The 14903-nt window shown below is 68.4% G+C and carries 14 protein-coding genes; 6 read left to right on the plus strand and 8 right to left on the minus strand.

What is annotated here, in order from left to right; genetic code table 11:
• Nucleotides 1–8 precede the first annotated feature (8 nt).
• A complete protein-coding gene (locus DBO33_RS19555; RefSeq protein ID WP_107656334.1) occupies nt 9–677 on the minus strand; it encodes a FadR/GntR family transcriptional regulator in 669 nt (222 codons plus the stop codon).
• Nucleotides 678–717: 40 nt separating this feature from the next.
• Here DBO33_RS19555 and DBO33_RS19560 point away from each other — a divergent pair, with 40 nt between their 5' ends.
• Together DBO33_RS19560 and DBO33_RS19565 are read left to right on the plus strand one after the other, a co-directional pair.
• Nucleotides 718–1599, plus strand: coding sequence for an amidohydrolase family protein (locus tag DBO33_RS19560; RefSeq protein ID WP_107660411.1), 882 nt, complete (start codon nt 718–720; stop codon nt 1597–1599).
• Entirely contained in the window at nt 1596–2474 is an 879-nt protein-coding gene (locus tag DBO33_RS19565; protein WP_107656335.1) for a fumarylacetoacetate hydrolase family protein, read from the plus strand. The genes DBO33_RS19560 and DBO33_RS19565 overlap by 4 nt, the downstream gene beginning before the upstream one ends.
• A gap of 10 nt (nt 2475–2484) precedes the next feature.
• On the opposite strand, the gene DBO33_RS19570 is transcribed toward DBO33_RS19565, so the two are convergent.
• Genes DBO33_RS19570 through DBO33_RS19585 form a run of 4 tightly spaced genes read right to left on the minus strand, consistent with a single transcriptional unit; the run spans nt 2485 to nt 8065 of the window.
• Nucleotides 2485–3792, minus strand: coding sequence for an aminotransferase class V-fold PLP-dependent enzyme (locus tag DBO33_RS19570; protein WP_234390924.1), 1308 nt, complete (start codon nt 3790–3792; stop codon nt 2485–2487).
• Nucleotides 3741–4385: an MBL fold metallo-hydrolase gene (locus DBO33_RS19575; RefSeq protein WP_107656336.1), complete on the minus strand. Its 645-nt coding sequence runs from the start codon at nt 4383–4385 to the stop codon at nt 3741–3743. Before DBO33_RS19575 ends, DBO33_RS19570 begins: the two co-directional genes overlap by 52 nt.
• A gap of 59 nt (nt 4386–4444) precedes the next feature.
• Entirely contained in the window at nt 4445–7552 is a 3108-nt protein-coding gene (locus tag DBO33_RS19580) for an ATP-binding protein (RefSeq protein ID WP_107656337.1), read from the minus strand.
• A 30-nt stretch (nt 7553–7582) separates the two neighbouring features.
• Nucleotides 7583–8065 carry a nuclear transport factor 2 family protein gene (locus DBO33_RS19585; protein WP_107656338.1) on the minus strand — a complete coding sequence of 161 codons (483 nt, stop codon included), beginning with the start codon at nt 8063–8065 and terminating at the stop codon, nt 7583–7585.
• Between the two features lie 171 nt (nt 8066–8236).
• Between DBO33_RS19585 and DBO33_RS19590 the strand changes: the two genes are divergently transcribed.
• Together DBO33_RS19590 and DBO33_RS19595 are read left to right on the plus strand one after the other, a co-directional pair.
• On the plus strand, nt 8237–8497 hold the full coding sequence (locus DBO33_RS19590) for a three-helix bundle dimerization domain-containing protein (protein ID WP_107656339.1): 261 nt from the start codon (nt 8237–8239) through the stop codon (nt 8495–8497).
• 177 nt (nt 8498–8674) lie between these two features.
• Entirely contained in the window at nt 8675–9514 is an 840-nt protein-coding gene (locus DBO33_RS19595; protein ID WP_107656340.1) for an IclR family transcriptional regulator, read from the plus strand.
• Between the two features lie 9 nt (nt 9515–9523).
• Here DBO33_RS19595 and hemC read toward each other — a convergent pair whose 3' ends face one another.
• Nucleotides 9524–10453 carry a hydroxymethylbilane synthase gene (gene hemC / locus DBO33_RS19600; RefSeq protein ID WP_107656341.1) on the minus strand — a complete coding sequence of 310 codons (930 nt, stop codon included), beginning with the start codon at nt 10451–10453 and terminating at the stop codon, nt 9524–9526.
• A gap of 194 nt (nt 10454–10647) precedes the next feature.
• On the opposite strand from hemC, the gene DBO33_RS19605 reads away from it, so the two are divergent.
• Both DBO33_RS19605 and DBO33_RS19610 read left to right on the plus strand, forming a co-directional pair.
• Nucleotides 10648–11268 carry a PadR family transcriptional regulator gene (locus tag DBO33_RS19605; protein WP_199856693.1) on the plus strand — a complete coding sequence of 207 codons (621 nt, stop codon included), beginning with the start codon at nt 10648–10650 and terminating at the stop codon, nt 11266–11268.
• Between the two features lie 293 nt (nt 11269–11561).
• Nucleotides 11562–12482: an expansin EXLX1 family cellulose-binding protein gene (locus DBO33_RS19610; RefSeq protein ID WP_107656343.1), complete on the plus strand. Its 921-nt coding sequence runs from the start codon at nt 11562–11564 to the stop codon at nt 12480–12482.
• 19 nt (nt 12483–12501) lie between these two features.
• On the opposite strand, the gene DBO33_RS19615 is transcribed toward DBO33_RS19610, so the two are convergent.
• Nucleotides 12502–14187 (minus strand): FAD-binding dehydrogenase, encoded by a 1686-nt coding sequence (locus DBO33_RS19615; RefSeq protein ID WP_107656344.1) that lies wholly within the window; start codon nt 14185–14187, stop codon nt 12502–12504.
• A complete protein-coding gene (locus DBO33_RS19620; protein WP_107656345.1) occupies nt 14184–14819 on the minus strand; it encodes a TetR/AcrR family transcriptional regulator in 636 nt (211 codons plus the stop codon). Before DBO33_RS19620 ends, DBO33_RS19615 begins: the two co-directional genes overlap by 4 nt.
• Nucleotides 14820–14903 lie beyond the last annotated feature (84 nt).

Consider the following 14903-nt stretch of genomic DNA (forward strand, 5'->3'; position numbering starts at 1 on the left):
GTCAGCGCTCAGCCTGCGGCGCGACGCAGCCACTCCATGACACCCGCCACATGGGCCAGGGCCCTGGCGTGCGCGAGTTCGGGGTCGTGGGCGGCGATCGCGTCGCAGATGCCGCGGTGCTCGGCGACGGTGCGCTCGAAGGCGCGCTCCTCGGTGATGCCGCGCCAGATCCTGGCCCGCATGGTCGGCAGCGACAGCGACTCCAGCAGGGAGGCAAGCACTTTGTTGCCGGAGGCGGCGGCGATGGCGGCGTGGAATTCGAGGTCGAGCGTCACGAGCTCGGTCACCGACGACGTCTCGGGCTCGACCAGGGTCCGCAGATGCGCGATCTCCTCCTCGGGCATCGCGCGTGCGGCGAGCGCGGTGGCGGCGGGTTCGAGGATGCGCCGGATGGCGAGAATGTCGAGAACCGAGTCGTCCTGGTGGAATTCGAGCAGGAAGCTCATCGCGTCGAGCAGCGACTTCGGCTCCAGGCTGGCCACGTAGGTGCCGTCGCCCTGCCGTACGTCCAGGATCCGGACCAGCGAGAGCGCGCGGACCGCCTCCCGCAGCGAGTTGCGCGAAACGCCGAGCTGCGCCGCGAGGTCCGCCTCGCGGGGCAGTCGCGCGCCCGGCTCCAGATCGCCCGAGATGATCATCGCCTTGATCTTCGCTATCGCGTCGTCGGTAACCGACACCTGTTTCCTTCGCCCTCGAGGATGTGAACGTATGCCTCCGATGACTGTAGACTCACATGTTCATGTTTGGCGGGTAGACGGTGGAGAATTCGGCGTCGAGTACGACTGGCTGACCGAGACATCGGATGTTTTGTACCGAAATTACGCGCTGCCGGATGTCGAGCCGGAGCTGTCGGCGCACGGGGTCGGCGCGGTCGTGCTGGTGCAGGCCGCCGATTCGCCGACCGAGAATCGCGCGCTGCTGGCCGCCGCGACGGCAACGCCGCACCCTGCGGCCGTGGTCGGCTGGCTGCCACTGCACCGGCCCGAGGTCGTTGCCGCCGAACTGCCCGCGTTGCGTGCCCATCCCGAGTTCGTCGGCGTCCGGCACATGATCCACCGCGACCCGGACCCGAAATGGTTGCTGCGGCCCGAGGTTTCGGAGGGCCTCGCGCAACTGGCCGAGGCAGGCCTCGTCTTCGATGCGGTCGCCGAACGACCGGACCTGCTCGCGCAGGTGCCGGTGATCGCGCGCGCACATCCTGAACTGACCATCGTGCTGGACCATTTGGGCAAACCGCCGATCGCGACCGGCGACTGGCAGCCGTGGGCCGATCTGCTCGCCGAAGCGGCCGCGCAGCCGAATGTGGTCGCCAAGATCTCCGGTCTGGCCACGGTGTCCGGCCCGGAGATCAGCGCGAAAGCGTGGCAGCCCTACGTCGACCACGCGCTCGCGGTCTTCGGTCCCGGACGGCTGATGGTCGGTGGCGATTGGCCGTTCACGCTCACCGCCGCGTCGTACCGGACCGTGTGGCGCACCACGCTGGACACCCTCGCCCACCTCGCTCCCGCTGACCGCGTCCAGGTGCTGACCGAAGTCGCCTGGCGCACTTACCAACTACCGCTCGCACCGACCTGGATGACCGAAGGAGAACTCGAATGAAGTTGCAGCGCATCGGCGAAGTGGGCGCGGAGCGGCCGATCGTCGTCGACGGCGAGCACGCCTACGACCTGCGCGCACTCACCGGCGACATCGACGGCGACTTCCTCGCCGCGGGCGGCATCGCGGCCGTCGCCGAAGCGCTTGCGGCGGACCGGCTTCACCGCATCGACATCGCCGGCCAGCGCATCGGTGCCCCGATCGCGCGGCCGCAGGCGGTGTGGTGCGTCGGCATGAACTACGCCGCGCACGCCGCCGAATCGGGCTCGGCGCCGCCGCAGACGCCTGTCGTGTTCTTCAAGACGCCGAACACGGTGGTCGGCCCTTACGACGACGTGCTGATCCCGCGCGACTCGAGCAAGACGGACTGGGAGGTGGAACTCGCGGTGGTGATCGGCCGGCGCGCCCGCTATCTCGACTCGGTCGAAGACGCCGCGAATCACATTGCGGGATACACCATCTCGAACGACGTCTCCGAGCGCGCGTTCCAGCTCGAACAATCGGGCGGCCAGTGGTCGAAAGGCAAGTGCTGCGAGACCTTCAACCCGCTCGGCCCCGCGCTGGTGCCGCGCGACCGGCTCGACGCGGGCAACCTGCGCTTGCGGTCTTTCGTGAACGGCGAACCCCGCCAGGACTCCAGTACCGCCGACCTGATCTTCGGCGTCGACTACCTGGTCTGGCATCTGTCCCAGTACGCGGTCCTCGAACCCGGCGACATCATCAACACCGGAACGCCTGCGGGCGTGGCACTTTCCGGTCGTTATCCATACCTGCGCGATGGTGACGTGGTGGAGGTCGAGATCGAGGGGATCGGCCGGGCCAGGCAGCGCTGCCGCGACGCCGTGTGGGCGTCCGCGGCAACGCCGGTGCAAGCCTGAGACCGCTCGGTCACTCGGCGGCAAGGACCGCCAGTGCCTGGTCGACCTCTTCAGCGGTGTTGTACAGGTGGAACGCGAACCGCAGTCCGCCATTGCGCGCGGAGGTGATGACATCGGCCTGCTCCAGGCGCCCTGCCGCGTCAGCCGCACCGGGAAGGCTGACGATCGGCGAACGGGTGGGCACCGATGGCAGGCCGAGCTCGGTCAGTCCGGCGCGGAAGCGGTCGGCCAGCGCGAGGTTGTGCGCGTTGATCTTGTTGACCGTCAACTCCTCGATCAGCGAGAGCCCCGCGCTCGCCGCCGTCACTCCCAGCCAATCGGGGGTGGAATCGAAGCGCCGAGCGGTCTTCGGTAGCTCGACCGGGTTGTACAGTTCCGCCCACGGGTCCGCGGCCGCGTACCAGCCGGGCCCGACCGGCCGGATCGACTCCAGCGCCTCGGGTCCCGCGGCGAAGAACGACACGCTGCGCGCGCCGATCAGCCACTTGAACGTCGCGCACACCCAGTAGTCGGCGTCGGCGAAGCTCAGCGGCAGCCAGCTGGCCGCCTGCGTGGCGTCCACCAGCAGCCGGGCACCGTGCGCCCGGGTGGCGGCCCGCAGCGTGGGCAGGTCGGTCATCCGGCCGTCCGCCGACTGCACCACGCTCACCGCCACCAACGCGGTCTCCGGCCGCACCTCCTCGGCCAGCCGCTCCAGCGGCACCACCCGCACCGCGAGATCACCCCGGTGCAGGAACGGCATGGTGACCGAAGCGAACTCGCCCTCGGCCACCAGCACCTCGGCCCCCGGCGGCAGCGCGACCGCGATTGGCCCGATCAGCTGCGAAGCGGCACCACCGAGCGCGATGTCGTCCGGGGTAGCACCCGCCAGCAGCCGCGCGAACCCCTCCCGCAACCTCGGCACCAGTACGTCGTTCGACATCGGACCACCCCGCCCCGCCGCCCACCGCTCACTCGCCTCCTGAACGGCGACCAGCGAACGCGCGGACGGCAGCCCGAACGAGGCGGTATTGAGATAGGTGACTTCGGTCGAGAACTCATTGGGCGCAAGGGAGGACATAGTAGGAGCATCCGCCGCCGAGCCACCCCAGTACAGCGCCAGCACCCGGAAACTGGACCGATATTCGTGGTCGAACAGGCCGCTCATATCGAAGACCGCACCGAGATCGGTCAGTGCCGCGACCGCCGCCTGCCCGCCCGCGTTCCAGCCGGGGCGCGCGATGTGCGCCGCCCCGCACCGCCGCAGTGGGCTGCTGCGGCGTGCGCCTACTCCTTCGGCGGATCGGCGAGCAGGCCGCTGCGTGCTTCGGCGACGCACTCGGACCAGGGGCGGTCGCCGAGTTCGATGACACCGTTGTCGCTCATGAAGGCGCTGGAAACGATGACGTCTGGCTCGAGTTGGGCGAGGGCGTCGAGGGTGGTGAGGAGGGTGTCGCGGTCGCTGTGGCCTTCGATGTACCCGGCCCACCACTTGCCGTTCTCGCCGAGGACGAGGGTGTCGCCGGTGAAGAGGTAGCGTTTGTCATCGATGGTGGCGAGGTAGCAGGCGCTGCCGGGGGTGTGGCCGGGGGTGGGGATCACCTCGAGGCCGGCGATCGCGGTGTGGCGGGTGTCGAAGGCGTCGTCGACGGGGGTGTCGGTGACCATGACCGCGTCGGCCTTGTGGATGTGCAGCTTCGCGTCGAAGCGCGTGCGGACCGTGGACAGGGACGAGGCGATCTCGTCGCGATGGCTCAGGTAGTGGTGGGCGACGCCGCCGAGTTCGGCCATCTTGTCGAACTCCTCGGGGATGGTGGTGTTGTAGAACAACACATTTCCCTCGGGGGTCGTCCAGAGGTAGGCGTGGGTGTTCAGGCCGGGGAACGGGCTGAGGGTCTCGGTCTCCCAGAGGTTGGGGACGATCTGGTGCATGGTGTGCTCCTTCCGAGTGTGGTCTCTACTGGGAAGGCGCTAGATCGGATCTCGCGGCGCTAGATGAGCCGCCAGCGGATCTCACGGTGCGGCTGATACCGGCAGAGCAAACCCAAGGAGACCGCGGCGCGCAGGTGTTCGGCGAGTTCGGGGTGCAGCCGATCGATCCGGCGCAACGTGTCGCGGACCCGGGCGGAGACGGTTTTGCGGGCGCGCTCCGCGTCGTCGCCGAGCCGGCGGGTGCGTCCGGCCAGCCCTGAGGTGCGGCGTAGCTCGTCGAGCAGCGCGGCGCGTTCCTGGTCGAGTTCGACCGCGCGAGCGTCGTTTCCGACCGCGACGGCCCGATCGATCTCGGCGTCGAGGGTGTTGAGCCGTCGCTGATACTCGGCTTTGGCGCGATCGTCGAGCACCGGATCGCTGCCGAAAGACTGTGCCGCGTGCTGGGTTCCGGCGTCGGGTGCACCGAACAGTTCCAGCGACGGGATGTCGTGTCCCGGATGTGCGAGCAGCACGTGCAGATCCCGGATTCCTTTGGCGTCGGGCAGGTGGACGGTGCGATCGGCGAACCGCAGCGTCCACACCGCGCCGTCGAACCGGAACTCGTTGTCCGGCGGTGGTGCCGGTGCGCGGACCGGCGGTGGCTCCCGATGCGAAATCAGCCGCAGGTGGTGCCGCGCTGCCTCGACCCACGGCTGCGCCCGCATCCGGTGTGCCGCATCCGCTGCGGCCGTGAGATGTTCGGCTGCGGCGTCGAGGTCGCCGTCGGCCGCCGCCACCCGCCCGAGCCAATAGGCGTACGGACCGTAGACGGCGCCGCCACCCGCGACCACCGCCCACCACCCGGCCAGCGGAACCAGCTCGGCGCGCACCGTAGCTCGCAGCTCCGGATCATCGAGGACGAGCGCGGCATACACCTGCGCGATCAGGATGGCGGGGTGGAAGTGCCGGGGATAGAACTCGTACAGCGCCGGAAGGTCGCCGACGCCGCGCCGGACTCGCTCGACATCACCACGCCGGGCCGCCGTGATCACGTCCACGATCGCCGTGTACTCGCCCGCCAGCTCGCGATAGCGGTCCACGAAGGCATCGGCTTCCGCGAGATCGCCTGTGAAAAGAGCAAGGGCCCAACGCTGTTCGAGCCAGAGCGGCACCCGATCGACTTCGCCGAGTCGTTCCGCCAGGGCGTACGCATCATCGATGGCCGTGCGCGCGTCCGCGAATCGACCGCTCACCATGGCCAAGGCACCCGTTCGCGACAACGCGATGAAACGGAAGCGGGGATGCCGGGCCCGGTCCGCCAGTGCGCGGAACGCGGCCAACTCCGTGTGCACGCGCGGGTCCCCGAGCTCCAGCAATGCGGCGAATCGCAGCAGGCGGCCTTGCAATTCGAGCTCGTCGCGGTGCATCCGGCGGCCGACCCGGGCGAGCTCGTCGGCCAGCGGCAGCCGGTCGCCGGCGGCGCCGGGTCGCCAGATCGCGTCGTGCCGGGCGAGTAGGCTCGCCGCGAGGGCGTCATCGTCCCCGGATTCCCGTGCCAGGCGCAGCGTTTCGGCACTCGCCCGGTCGGTGGCGTCGGGCCGCAGCGCATGCCCGGTATGCACCCGCACACGTGTCGCGGCGGCAAGCACCTGCACGGCAAGGGGATCGGTGGGCGGGCGTTCGGCCAGCAGCATCCGGTGCGCCTGGTCCATGATCTCGATCTCGCGCTGTGCCTCCCGTTCCGGATCGGGCATGCCCAGCACGTGCAGCCCGAGCGCGGCCCTGGCGAACAGCTCTGCCGCCGAGCGTGCCCTGGCGGTGGTCAGCAAGGCCTCGTAGGTGTGGCGCGCGGCGGCCAGCTCACCCGAATCGCTCTGTGCCGCAGCCAAACCGAGTCCGACTGTGTCGCGCAGCTCGGCCTGGTTCTCGGGAATCCGGGTGAGCGCGTGCCGGTAGTGCTCGGCGACTTCACCTGCGGCCAGCCGGCCGCATGCGTCGGCCGCCGCGTCGAGCAGATACCGCAGCGTCCGGTCATCGTCGATCGCGTCGGCGGCGTCGTAAGCATGGTGTGCCAGGTCGCTCGGGGTCGCCCCGGAGACCTCTCGTGGCAGCTGCTCGAGCGCGGCGAGGATGGCGGCGTGGCGTTTACGGGCCTCCGCCTCGCCGATCCTGGCGCGCAGTGTCTCGCGGACCAGATCGTGCACGAAGGTGAACCGCTCGCCGGACAGCGGGGTGACCAGCCTGGCGCGTACGGCTGCGGCCAATTGTTCTTGCACGACGGCGATATCGCACCCGGTACTGGCCGCCACCACCGCCGCGGCGAACTCGCGCCCGACCAGTGCGGCGGTCGTCAAGATATCAATCGCGGTGGCCGGCAGCGGTGCGAGGCGTGCGTCCAAAGTTTCCCGCACACCGGGAGCCAAGGTGTTGAGCGGACTGCCCGCCTGCCACAGGCGCGCGGCCTGTTCGACGAGGAAGGGATTGCCGCCGGACAAACTGTGCAGCGTGTGCACGACCTCCTCGTCGGCGTGCGCACCCGTCACGCTGCCGACCAGCGCCGCGACCCCGTCGACCGGCAGACCGGTCAGCTCGATGGTGCGCGCGGCAGTCAGCAACTCACCGAACACCTTTCGCAGTGACGCGTCGATATCGGTGTCGCGCACGGTGCCGACGATCGCCAACCGCTCGAACCACGAATGCCGGGCGACGAAGGCCACCAACCTGATCGATGCCGGATCGGCCCGGTGCAGATCGTCGATCACCACGAACACCGGCCGCAGCGCGCTGGCCGTGACGAGCGCCTCGGTCACCGCGTCCCCGATCCGGAACAGTGACCCGGCCGCGGGGTCCGGCTGTTCGGCCTCACCGATCAGGAAGGACAGCGCGTTACCCGCCGCATCGTCGACGGCGGCCCACTGCTCAGGGGTGGCGGCGCGCCGGAGTCCGCGCAGCACCTGCACCCACGGCCAGAATCCGGGGGTGCCGTCGCCGCGCCACGCCGTCGCGGTGAGCACCAGCACCTCGCGGTCGTCGAACTCGCCGACGACCTCGGTGACCAGCGTCGTCTTCCCGATGCCCGCCTCGCCGGACACCACAACCAGCCCACCGTGACTGGACACCGTGCGGCGCAACGCCTCCCGCAGCAGTGCCGCCGGGTGGTCTCGGCCGATCAGCCGCGTTCCCGCCACGCACCCAGCTTAATCGCCGCGCCGAGCCGCCTATTTCGCTGTGGGCGCCGCCCACATGTTCGACAGCAGTTGATGGCTGGGCGTGTCGGCGAGCGACTGCATCGATTCGTAGATCCGCTGGTAACTGGTCGAGGCGATGCGCCAGCTGCCGTCGGCGTCGAGCCGGTAACTGTCGGTGTAGTACCCGGCACCACGGATCAGCACGTTGTATTCGGTGGCGATCACCGTGTCCTCGAAAGCCCATGAGCCGGTAGCGGTGTCGCCGTGCACGGTGATCTCGGGATGGTTCGCGATATGGACCGTGACGACCGCGGGCCCGAGGTTCTCCCGCATGAACGCGGTGATGGCGTCGCGGCCGTCCAGGGTGAGCGGTTCGCCGAGCGCGTGCGTGCCGTAGCGCCCGGCGGCGTCGACGGCGAGGGTGTCGCCGAACGCGTCCCACTGTTTGAGATCGAGCGTCCGGAAGTATCGGTACTTGAGCTGACGGACGGCTTCGATGGCGGCGAGATCCATCCGACCAGCGTGGCATGTCACCACTCAGTAAACAATAACCTGTTCTAATTTGCTCCGTTACGGTCTCGAATGTGTTCCGAGCCGACCGATGGGTACCTATCTAGCGAGGCATGTCGCAGCCAGTACATGTGCTCACCGCACCGAAAGTCTCGTCACGATCGGGAGTCCGCAGTGAACGACAGCCCTGTTACCACGCCCAACCCGCACGATCCGTCCCTCGATCAGGCGGTCGCCCTGCACGCGGCCGCGCTCCGGCTCGAAGAAGAATTCAACGGTCTCGTCGACGACCAGGCCATCGAACAGTTCCTTCGCTCAGCGTATGAGCACGTCGCCGACCACGCCACCATCGACAACTTCCTCCCGCTGCTCGCCGAGCGCTACACCCGAGAGTGGTTGTCCGCCATGGTCGAGGAGCAGAGCAGCCGCGCATAGTTGTCAACATTGGCTCCCGGCTACCGAGAAGATCCGTAGTGCTCTCCGTAGTTTCCGGGATGTCACCGCGCGCCCACCGAGGCACTGTGATGGGGCACACAAACGAGTGCGCCGGAAACGTACATGCCTATTAGAAATACTTCTAAGCTCTAGGCGAGCACACAGTGGAGGTGAGCCATGGCGGTCGAGGCGGTGACCCCTCCCGAATCCGGAGAGTTGTGGGCGGGATCGGCGCCGATGCCTCGGCCGTCCCAGCCGCCGGTCTCCATGATCGAGCGAATGACGTTGATACTGGACGCTTTCGACGGTGCGACGCCGACGCTCACCTTGCTCGGACTGTCCGAACGCACCGGCCTGCCCCGCTCGACGGTGCATCGCATCCTGGATCAGATGATCCGGCTGCGCTGGCTCGCGCACGCCCCAGGCGGCTATCGACTCGGCATGCGCACCCTGGAGCTGGGCGGACTTGCCGCTGACCACAACGAGATTCGCGATGTGGTGAGCCCGCTGCTACACGACCTCTGTCAACGCACCGGCATGGTCGGACACCTCGGTGTGCTGGACGGTCGCGAGGTGCTCTACCTGGACAAGGCGGGCGGCCGGTTCGCCGCCAGCATCCCGACGCGCCTCGGCGGCCGCATGCCCGCGCACAGCACCGCGCTGGGCAAGGCGCTGCTCGCATCCCTCGAACCGAGCATCGTCGAGACCTCGTTCCGAGATCATCTACCGCAGCTGACCGCCCGAACCATTTGCGACAGAGCCGAATTGCATCGTGAACTCGCCCGCGTCCGGCAGCGGCAGGGCGTCGCGGTGGACAACGAGGAGTCGGTGGCGGGCATCGCCTGTGTGGCCGTCCCGCTCCGCGGTCGCGGAGCCGCGGTGGCCGCCCTGTCGTTGTCCGGCCAAATCGGCGGCGAGCGAACAGTTCTGGATACCGCCCGGCTGGCACGGGTGCTGGTCGAGGTCGCGCACGAGGCGGGTCGTTCGCTTTTCCCGCGGCACGCCCGCTGGCGCTGAGCCTGCGGGTCAGTGCGGGATCGCGTCGATGATCGCCCGCGCGCCTTGGCGCAGCAGATCCGCGCCGACGAAGAAACCGAGCGCCTGCGGATCTTCCGGGACACCCCATTGACGGGAGTCCAGCCACTGGGCACCGTCCGGGCTGAACACCTTGCCGTGCAAGGTCAGTCGGCCGGTGCGTTCGGTGGTGGCGTAGCCGGCGATGGGGGAGTTGCAGTGCCCCTGCAGGGCGTGCAGCATGGCGCGTTCGGCATCGGCCTGGCGGTGTGTGTCCGGGTCGTCCAGGCGGGCGCCGAGTTCCAGCAGTTCGGTGTCGGTGGTCCGGCACTCCAGCGCGATGATGCCCGCGCCGATCGGCGGGCACATGGTCTCGAGATCGAGGGTCTCGGTGATCCGATGCGCCTGCTCGACGCGGTGCAGCCCGGAGACGGCCGCGATCAGCACATCGACGTGGCCCTCTTCGAGCCGAGCCAGTCGAGTATTCACGTTGCCGCGCAACGGTTTCACCGTCAGGTGCGGGTAGTGCAGGAGCAGCTGCGCGGTCCGGCGCACCGAGCTGGTGCCGACCACGGTGCCCTCCGGCTGCTCGGCGAGCGGTGCGCCGTTACCGGTGATCACCGCGTCGTGCACGTCGTCGCGCGCCAGATATCCGGCGAACGCCAGTCCTTCGGGCACCGGGATATCGCCGGGAATGTCCTTGAGGCAGTGCACCGCGAGATCAGCCTCGTCCACCAGCAGCGCGTGGTCGATCTCCTTGACGAAGGCGCCCTTGCCGCCGAGCTTCGACAGATCACCCATCCACCGATCCCCGGCGGTAGTGACCTTGACCAGCTCACTCTCCACCCCGAGCCCCGCAAGCAACCCGGCAACCTGCTCCGCCTGAGCCACCGCCATCGGACTGGACCGAGTAGCGATCCGAATAATGCGCGCACGCGACATGCCGAGCACCCTACGCCACCCCCAACCGCCCTCCGCCGCGCAGCCGCACACTTTCTGATTTCCCGCACAAGGAATCGCATGCGATTCGGTATGCGTGAAATCAGAAAGTGTGCGGCCGGATCGGGGACGCCGGGGGTAGGGCGAGCATGCTGCGCCAGCCCCCTGAAATATGCCTGAGCGATATAGTTCTACTGGTGACCGACGCGCAGGCTGTTTCGGCGAAAGCCGAGGTACCCGACCTTCCCACGACCAGCTGGGCCGTGCTCGGAATGCTCTCGCATGCGGACGAACTATCCGGTTACGACCTGAAGAAGTGGGCCGACGGCAGCGTGCAGTTCTTCTACTGGAGCCCGTCGTTCAGCCAGATCTATGCCGAGCTGAAACGGCTGGAGAAGTACGGCTACGCGACCTCGCGCACGGTGCTGCAGGAGGACGGCGTGCGCGGCAAGCGCATGTATGCCATCACCGCGAACGGCCGTGCGGCAGCGGCGCATTGGGTGAACCACGCGCCGGTGGAGGCGCCGGTGCTCAAGCACAGCGTGATGCTGCGCGCCTGGCTGGGCCACCTGGCGGAGCCGGATCGGCTGCGCGAAATCCTCACCGAGCACATCGGTTACGCCGACCGGATGCGGGGGCTGGCCGAGGCGGACGCGGCGGGTGCGGGCGACGATCCGGCTCAGTCCTATCCGGCCGCTGTATTGCGCTGGTGCGTGCGCCATTACGAGGCCGAGGCCGAATTCGGCCGGGAACTGCTCGCCGATGTCGACAAGATCGCCACCAAAGCTCTGCCGAAAGCGAAGCGCCGCGCCTCCTGACCGGTTGGCGTCGCCGGGGGGTGCGGCGCGACCGGATGATTTCCGGTGGGCTGCTGGAGTGTCCAGCAGGATGCTGGGCGTTTGCCCCGTGCTTGCTGAAGCGCGAGCCTTTCACTGCGGAGAATTTTCGTTCGCCGTATGGGCGGGCCGTCCGACTGCTTTCCTGATGGACGTCAGGATGGACAGTCCGTGAAGGAGCGCAGCGAGCGAACCATCTTGCAGCGCGTCCGGCGCGTGACGCAGCCGAGCGCTCGCGAGGCAGTCACGTGCAGGTGAACCGTAGTCGGGGAGCGATGCACCGGATACCTATCAATCAACGACACGTCCGTTCGGGGTGGCTGTGGTCTGCGATCGGTTTGGTCGCGATCGCGGGTGCGGCGGTCTGGCTGACCCGCCCCGACCCGCTGCACTGTGAGACGCCGAGCGCGCTCACCCAGTCGTCGACCGCGCGAATGCCGGTGGACAACAGCGGTTTCACGCCGATCACCGCCCCCGTGACGGACCCGCAGCCGGTGGTCTCCGGTGAGGCGCGGTTCTACTCGTTCAGTCAGGGCGTCTCGTGCTCGTTCGCCGGACTGCCGCTGGACGGCTTCTATGTGGGGATGTCGACGCCGGAATTCGGCAGGGCCGATCCGTGCGGTGCGTACCTCGACATCCAGGGGCCGCGGGGCGACGTGCGCGCGCTCATCGTCGACCGTTGCCCGGCATGTGCTCCGGGACAACTGGATCTGAGCGTCGCCGCCTTCGCGCAGCTCGCCGACCTGTCCGACGGGGTGGTGCCGATCCGCTACAACGTGGTGCACAACCCGGAGCCGCCGCCGGAACTGTCCTATCAGGTGAAACCGGATTCCAGCAGCGCATGGTTCGCCATGCTGGTCAGCGGTGCCGGAAACCCGTTGCAGGACATCGCTATCCGGCATGTGCTCGGCGGCGACTGGCGGCCCCTCACCCGCGGCATGGACAACTACTGGACCATCTCCGGCGCCGGGGCAGGCCCCTTCGTCGCGCGGGTCACCGACGTGCACGGCAACCAGGCCGAGATCCACGACATCGACCTGGAGCCGGGCGTGCACCCGACCGGTACCCGGCTCTACAGCGGGGCGCCGCCGGTCGCCGCGCCCGTGACCACGCCACCGCCGATCACCTCGCCGACCACGCTGGCCGCCGCGCCGCCACCGTCGTCGAGCCTGGTCTCCGCGGCCTGCCGCCCCTAGACGCGGCTTTCGACAGGGCCTAGCCGAGTTTCGCGGCCAGGGCCTTACCCGCGGCACGCCCGGAGAAGATGCACCCGCCGAGGAAGGTGCCCTCCAGCGCGTTGTATCCGTGCACCCCGCCGCCGCCGAACCCGGCCACCTCACCCGCCGCGTACAGGCCGGGGAATGCGGTGCCGTCCTGGCGCATCACCTGCGAATCGAGGTTGGTTTGCAAGCCGCCCAGCGTTTTCCGCGTGATGATGTTGAGCCGGACCGCGATGAGCGGGCCTGCCGCCGGGTCGAGGATCCGGTGCGGCTTGGCGACCCGGCTCACCTTGTCGCCGAGGTACTGGCGCGCGTTGGTGATCGCCATCAGCTGACTGTCCTTGGTGTACTTGTTCGTCACTTCCCGGTCCCTGGCGACGATCTGGCCTTCCAGCGCGTCGTAGTCGAGCTGCGGGCCGCGCGCGATCTTGTTCATTCCGGCGACCAGCTCGCGCAGGTTGTCCGCCACCACGAAGTCGGCGCCGTGCTGCTTGAACGCCTCCACCGGCCCCGGCGCGCCCTTGGCGAGGCGGCTCTTGAGCGTGAATTTCCAGTCCTTGCCGGTGATGTCGGGGTTCTGCTCCGAACCCGACAGCGCGAACTCCTTCTCGATGATCGACTGGGTGAGCACGAACCAGGAGTAGTCGTAGCCGGTGGCCAGGATCGCCTTCATCGTGCTGATGGTGTCGAAACCCGGGAAACACGGTGCGGGCAAGCGTGTTCCGTTCGCGTCGAACCACAGCGACGACGGCCCGGGAATGATCCGGATGCCGTGGTCGGGCCAGATCGAGTCCCAGTTCTTGATGCCTTCGGTGTAGTGCCACATCCGATCCCGGTTGACCAGGGCGCCGCCCGCGGACTCGGTGATGGCGAGCATCCGCCCGTCCACGTACGCGGGCACGCCGGAGATCATCGTCTCCGGGCACTTGCCGAGCCGTTCGGTGGGCCAGTTGCGCCGGATCATCTCGTGGTTGTGCCCGATGCCGCCGGAGGTGACGATCACCGCCTTCGCCCGGAACTCGAACTCGCCGACCACCTCTCGCGACGAGGCCTTACCGCGGTCGAGGTCGGTCTCCGCGAGGACGCTGCCCCGCACGCCGACCGCGGCACCGTCCTCGATGATCAGTTCATCGACCCGGTGCCGGAAACTGAAGCCGACCAACCCTTTTCGTTCCCCTTCGAGGACCGGCTCGGCGAACACCCGAACCACCTCCGGCCCGGTGCCCCAGGTGAGATGGAAACGCGGCACCGAATTGCCGTGCCCGTCGGCGAAACTCCCGCCGCGCTCGGCCCACCCGATCACCGGGGTGATCCGCAGCCCGAGCTCGTGCAGATAGTCGCGCTTCTCGGTGGCCGCGAACCGCACATAGGCCTGCGCCCACTGCTTGCCCCAGAAGTCCTCGTCGTCGCGGTCGAAACCGGCCGAGCCGAGCCAATCCTGCAGCGCCAAGTCGTAGGAGTCCTTGATGCCGAGTCGCCGCTGCTCCGGGGTGTCCACCATGAACAGCCCGCCGAGCGACCAGAACGCTTGCCCGCCGAGGTTGTTGCGGTTCTCCTGGTCGAGCACGTGCACCTTGCGGCCCGCCTTGACCAGCTCGTGCGTCGCGACGAGGCCGGCCAGCCCGGCGCCGACGACGATGACATCTGCCTCGGTGGCGAATGCGGAATCGGACATGTTCATCCTTCGGTTTCGGTGCTGTAGGCCAGCACGACGTGGTAAAAGAGGTCGGTGCGCCTGCGTCGCACGACGCGGCTGCGTGGTTCCATCAGCACCTGCACGCTGGTGCCGTCGTGCACCGCGACGAGGGCCTGGCCCAGGGCTTCCGGGTCGGGCACGGTGCGGCCGATCTTGGCCAAGCCCGCGACGACGGTCGGCATCAGGGCGCCGACGATCGCCTCTTCGCGCGCGGCCATCACCCGCCGCAGTTCGGGATTGCGCAGCGCATGCGTGGTGAACTCCGCGGTGATGCGGTACCAGCCCTCATCGATCGGTACCGCCCGCTCCAGCCGCTCGATCGACGTGCGCACATCGGTGCCGCCGACCGGGATATCGTCGAGCAGGCGTTGCACGTCGGCGAGCATGGCGGCCGAGCGCTGCTCCCACATGGCCAGGAACAACTCGTCGAGCGAGCCGAAGTTCGAGTAGAAGGCGCCGCGGGTGAATCCGGCGCGCTCGCAGACGCGTTCCACGGTGGCCTTGCCGAAGCCTTCCTCGGCGAAGGCTTCGTAGGCGGCGGTGAGCAACCGCTCCCTGGTCTCGGCGCGGCGGCGGGTGACGCGGGTCGCCGAGGTTCTCGCGTCGGTGGACGACAACGGGCACCTCCTCGAGCGGGACCGGTGCGGACCGGCCGAATGGATACAGAAATGTATTCAATACATAAATGTATCAGATTCGGC

The organism is Nocardia suismassiliense (assembly GCF_900269665.1).
GTDB lineage: Bacteria > Actinomycetota > Actinomycetes > Mycobacteriales > Mycobacteriaceae > Nocardia > Nocardia suismassiliense.

Bases quoted from the DNA above. Each gene is read 5' to 3' on its own strand.
- DBO33_RS19560 (WP_107660411.1), top strand. From the start codon at position 718: ATGACTGTAGACTCACATGTTCATGTTTGGCGGGTAGACGGTGGAGAA.
- DBO33_RS19565 (WP_107656335.1), top strand. From the start codon at position 1,596: ATGAAGTTGCAGCGCATCGGCGAAGTGGGCGCGGAGCGGCCGATCGTC.
- DBO33_RS19575 (WP_107656336.1), bottom strand. From the start codon at position 4,385: ATGCACCAGATCGTCCCCAACCTCTGGGAGACCGAGACCCTCAGCCCG.
- DBO33_RS19585 (WP_107656338.1), bottom strand. From the start codon at position 8,065: ATGGATCTCGCCGCCATCGAAGCCGTCCGTCAGCTCAAGTACCGATAC.
- DBO33_RS19595 (WP_107656340.1), top strand. From the start codon at position 8,675: ATGGCGGTCGAGGCGGTGACCCCTCCCGAATCCGGAGAGTTGTGGGCG.
- hemC (WP_107656341.1), bottom strand. From the start codon at position 10,453: ATGTCGCGTGCGCGCATTATTCGGATCGCTACTCGGTCCAGTCCGATG.
- DBO33_RS19610 (WP_107656343.1), top strand. From the start codon at position 11,562: ATGCACCGGATACCTATCAATCAACGACACGTCCGTTCGGGGTGGCTG.
- DBO33_RS19615 (WP_107656344.1), bottom strand. From the start codon at position 14,187: ATGAACATGTCCGATTCCGCATTCGCCACCGAGGCAGATGTCATCGTC.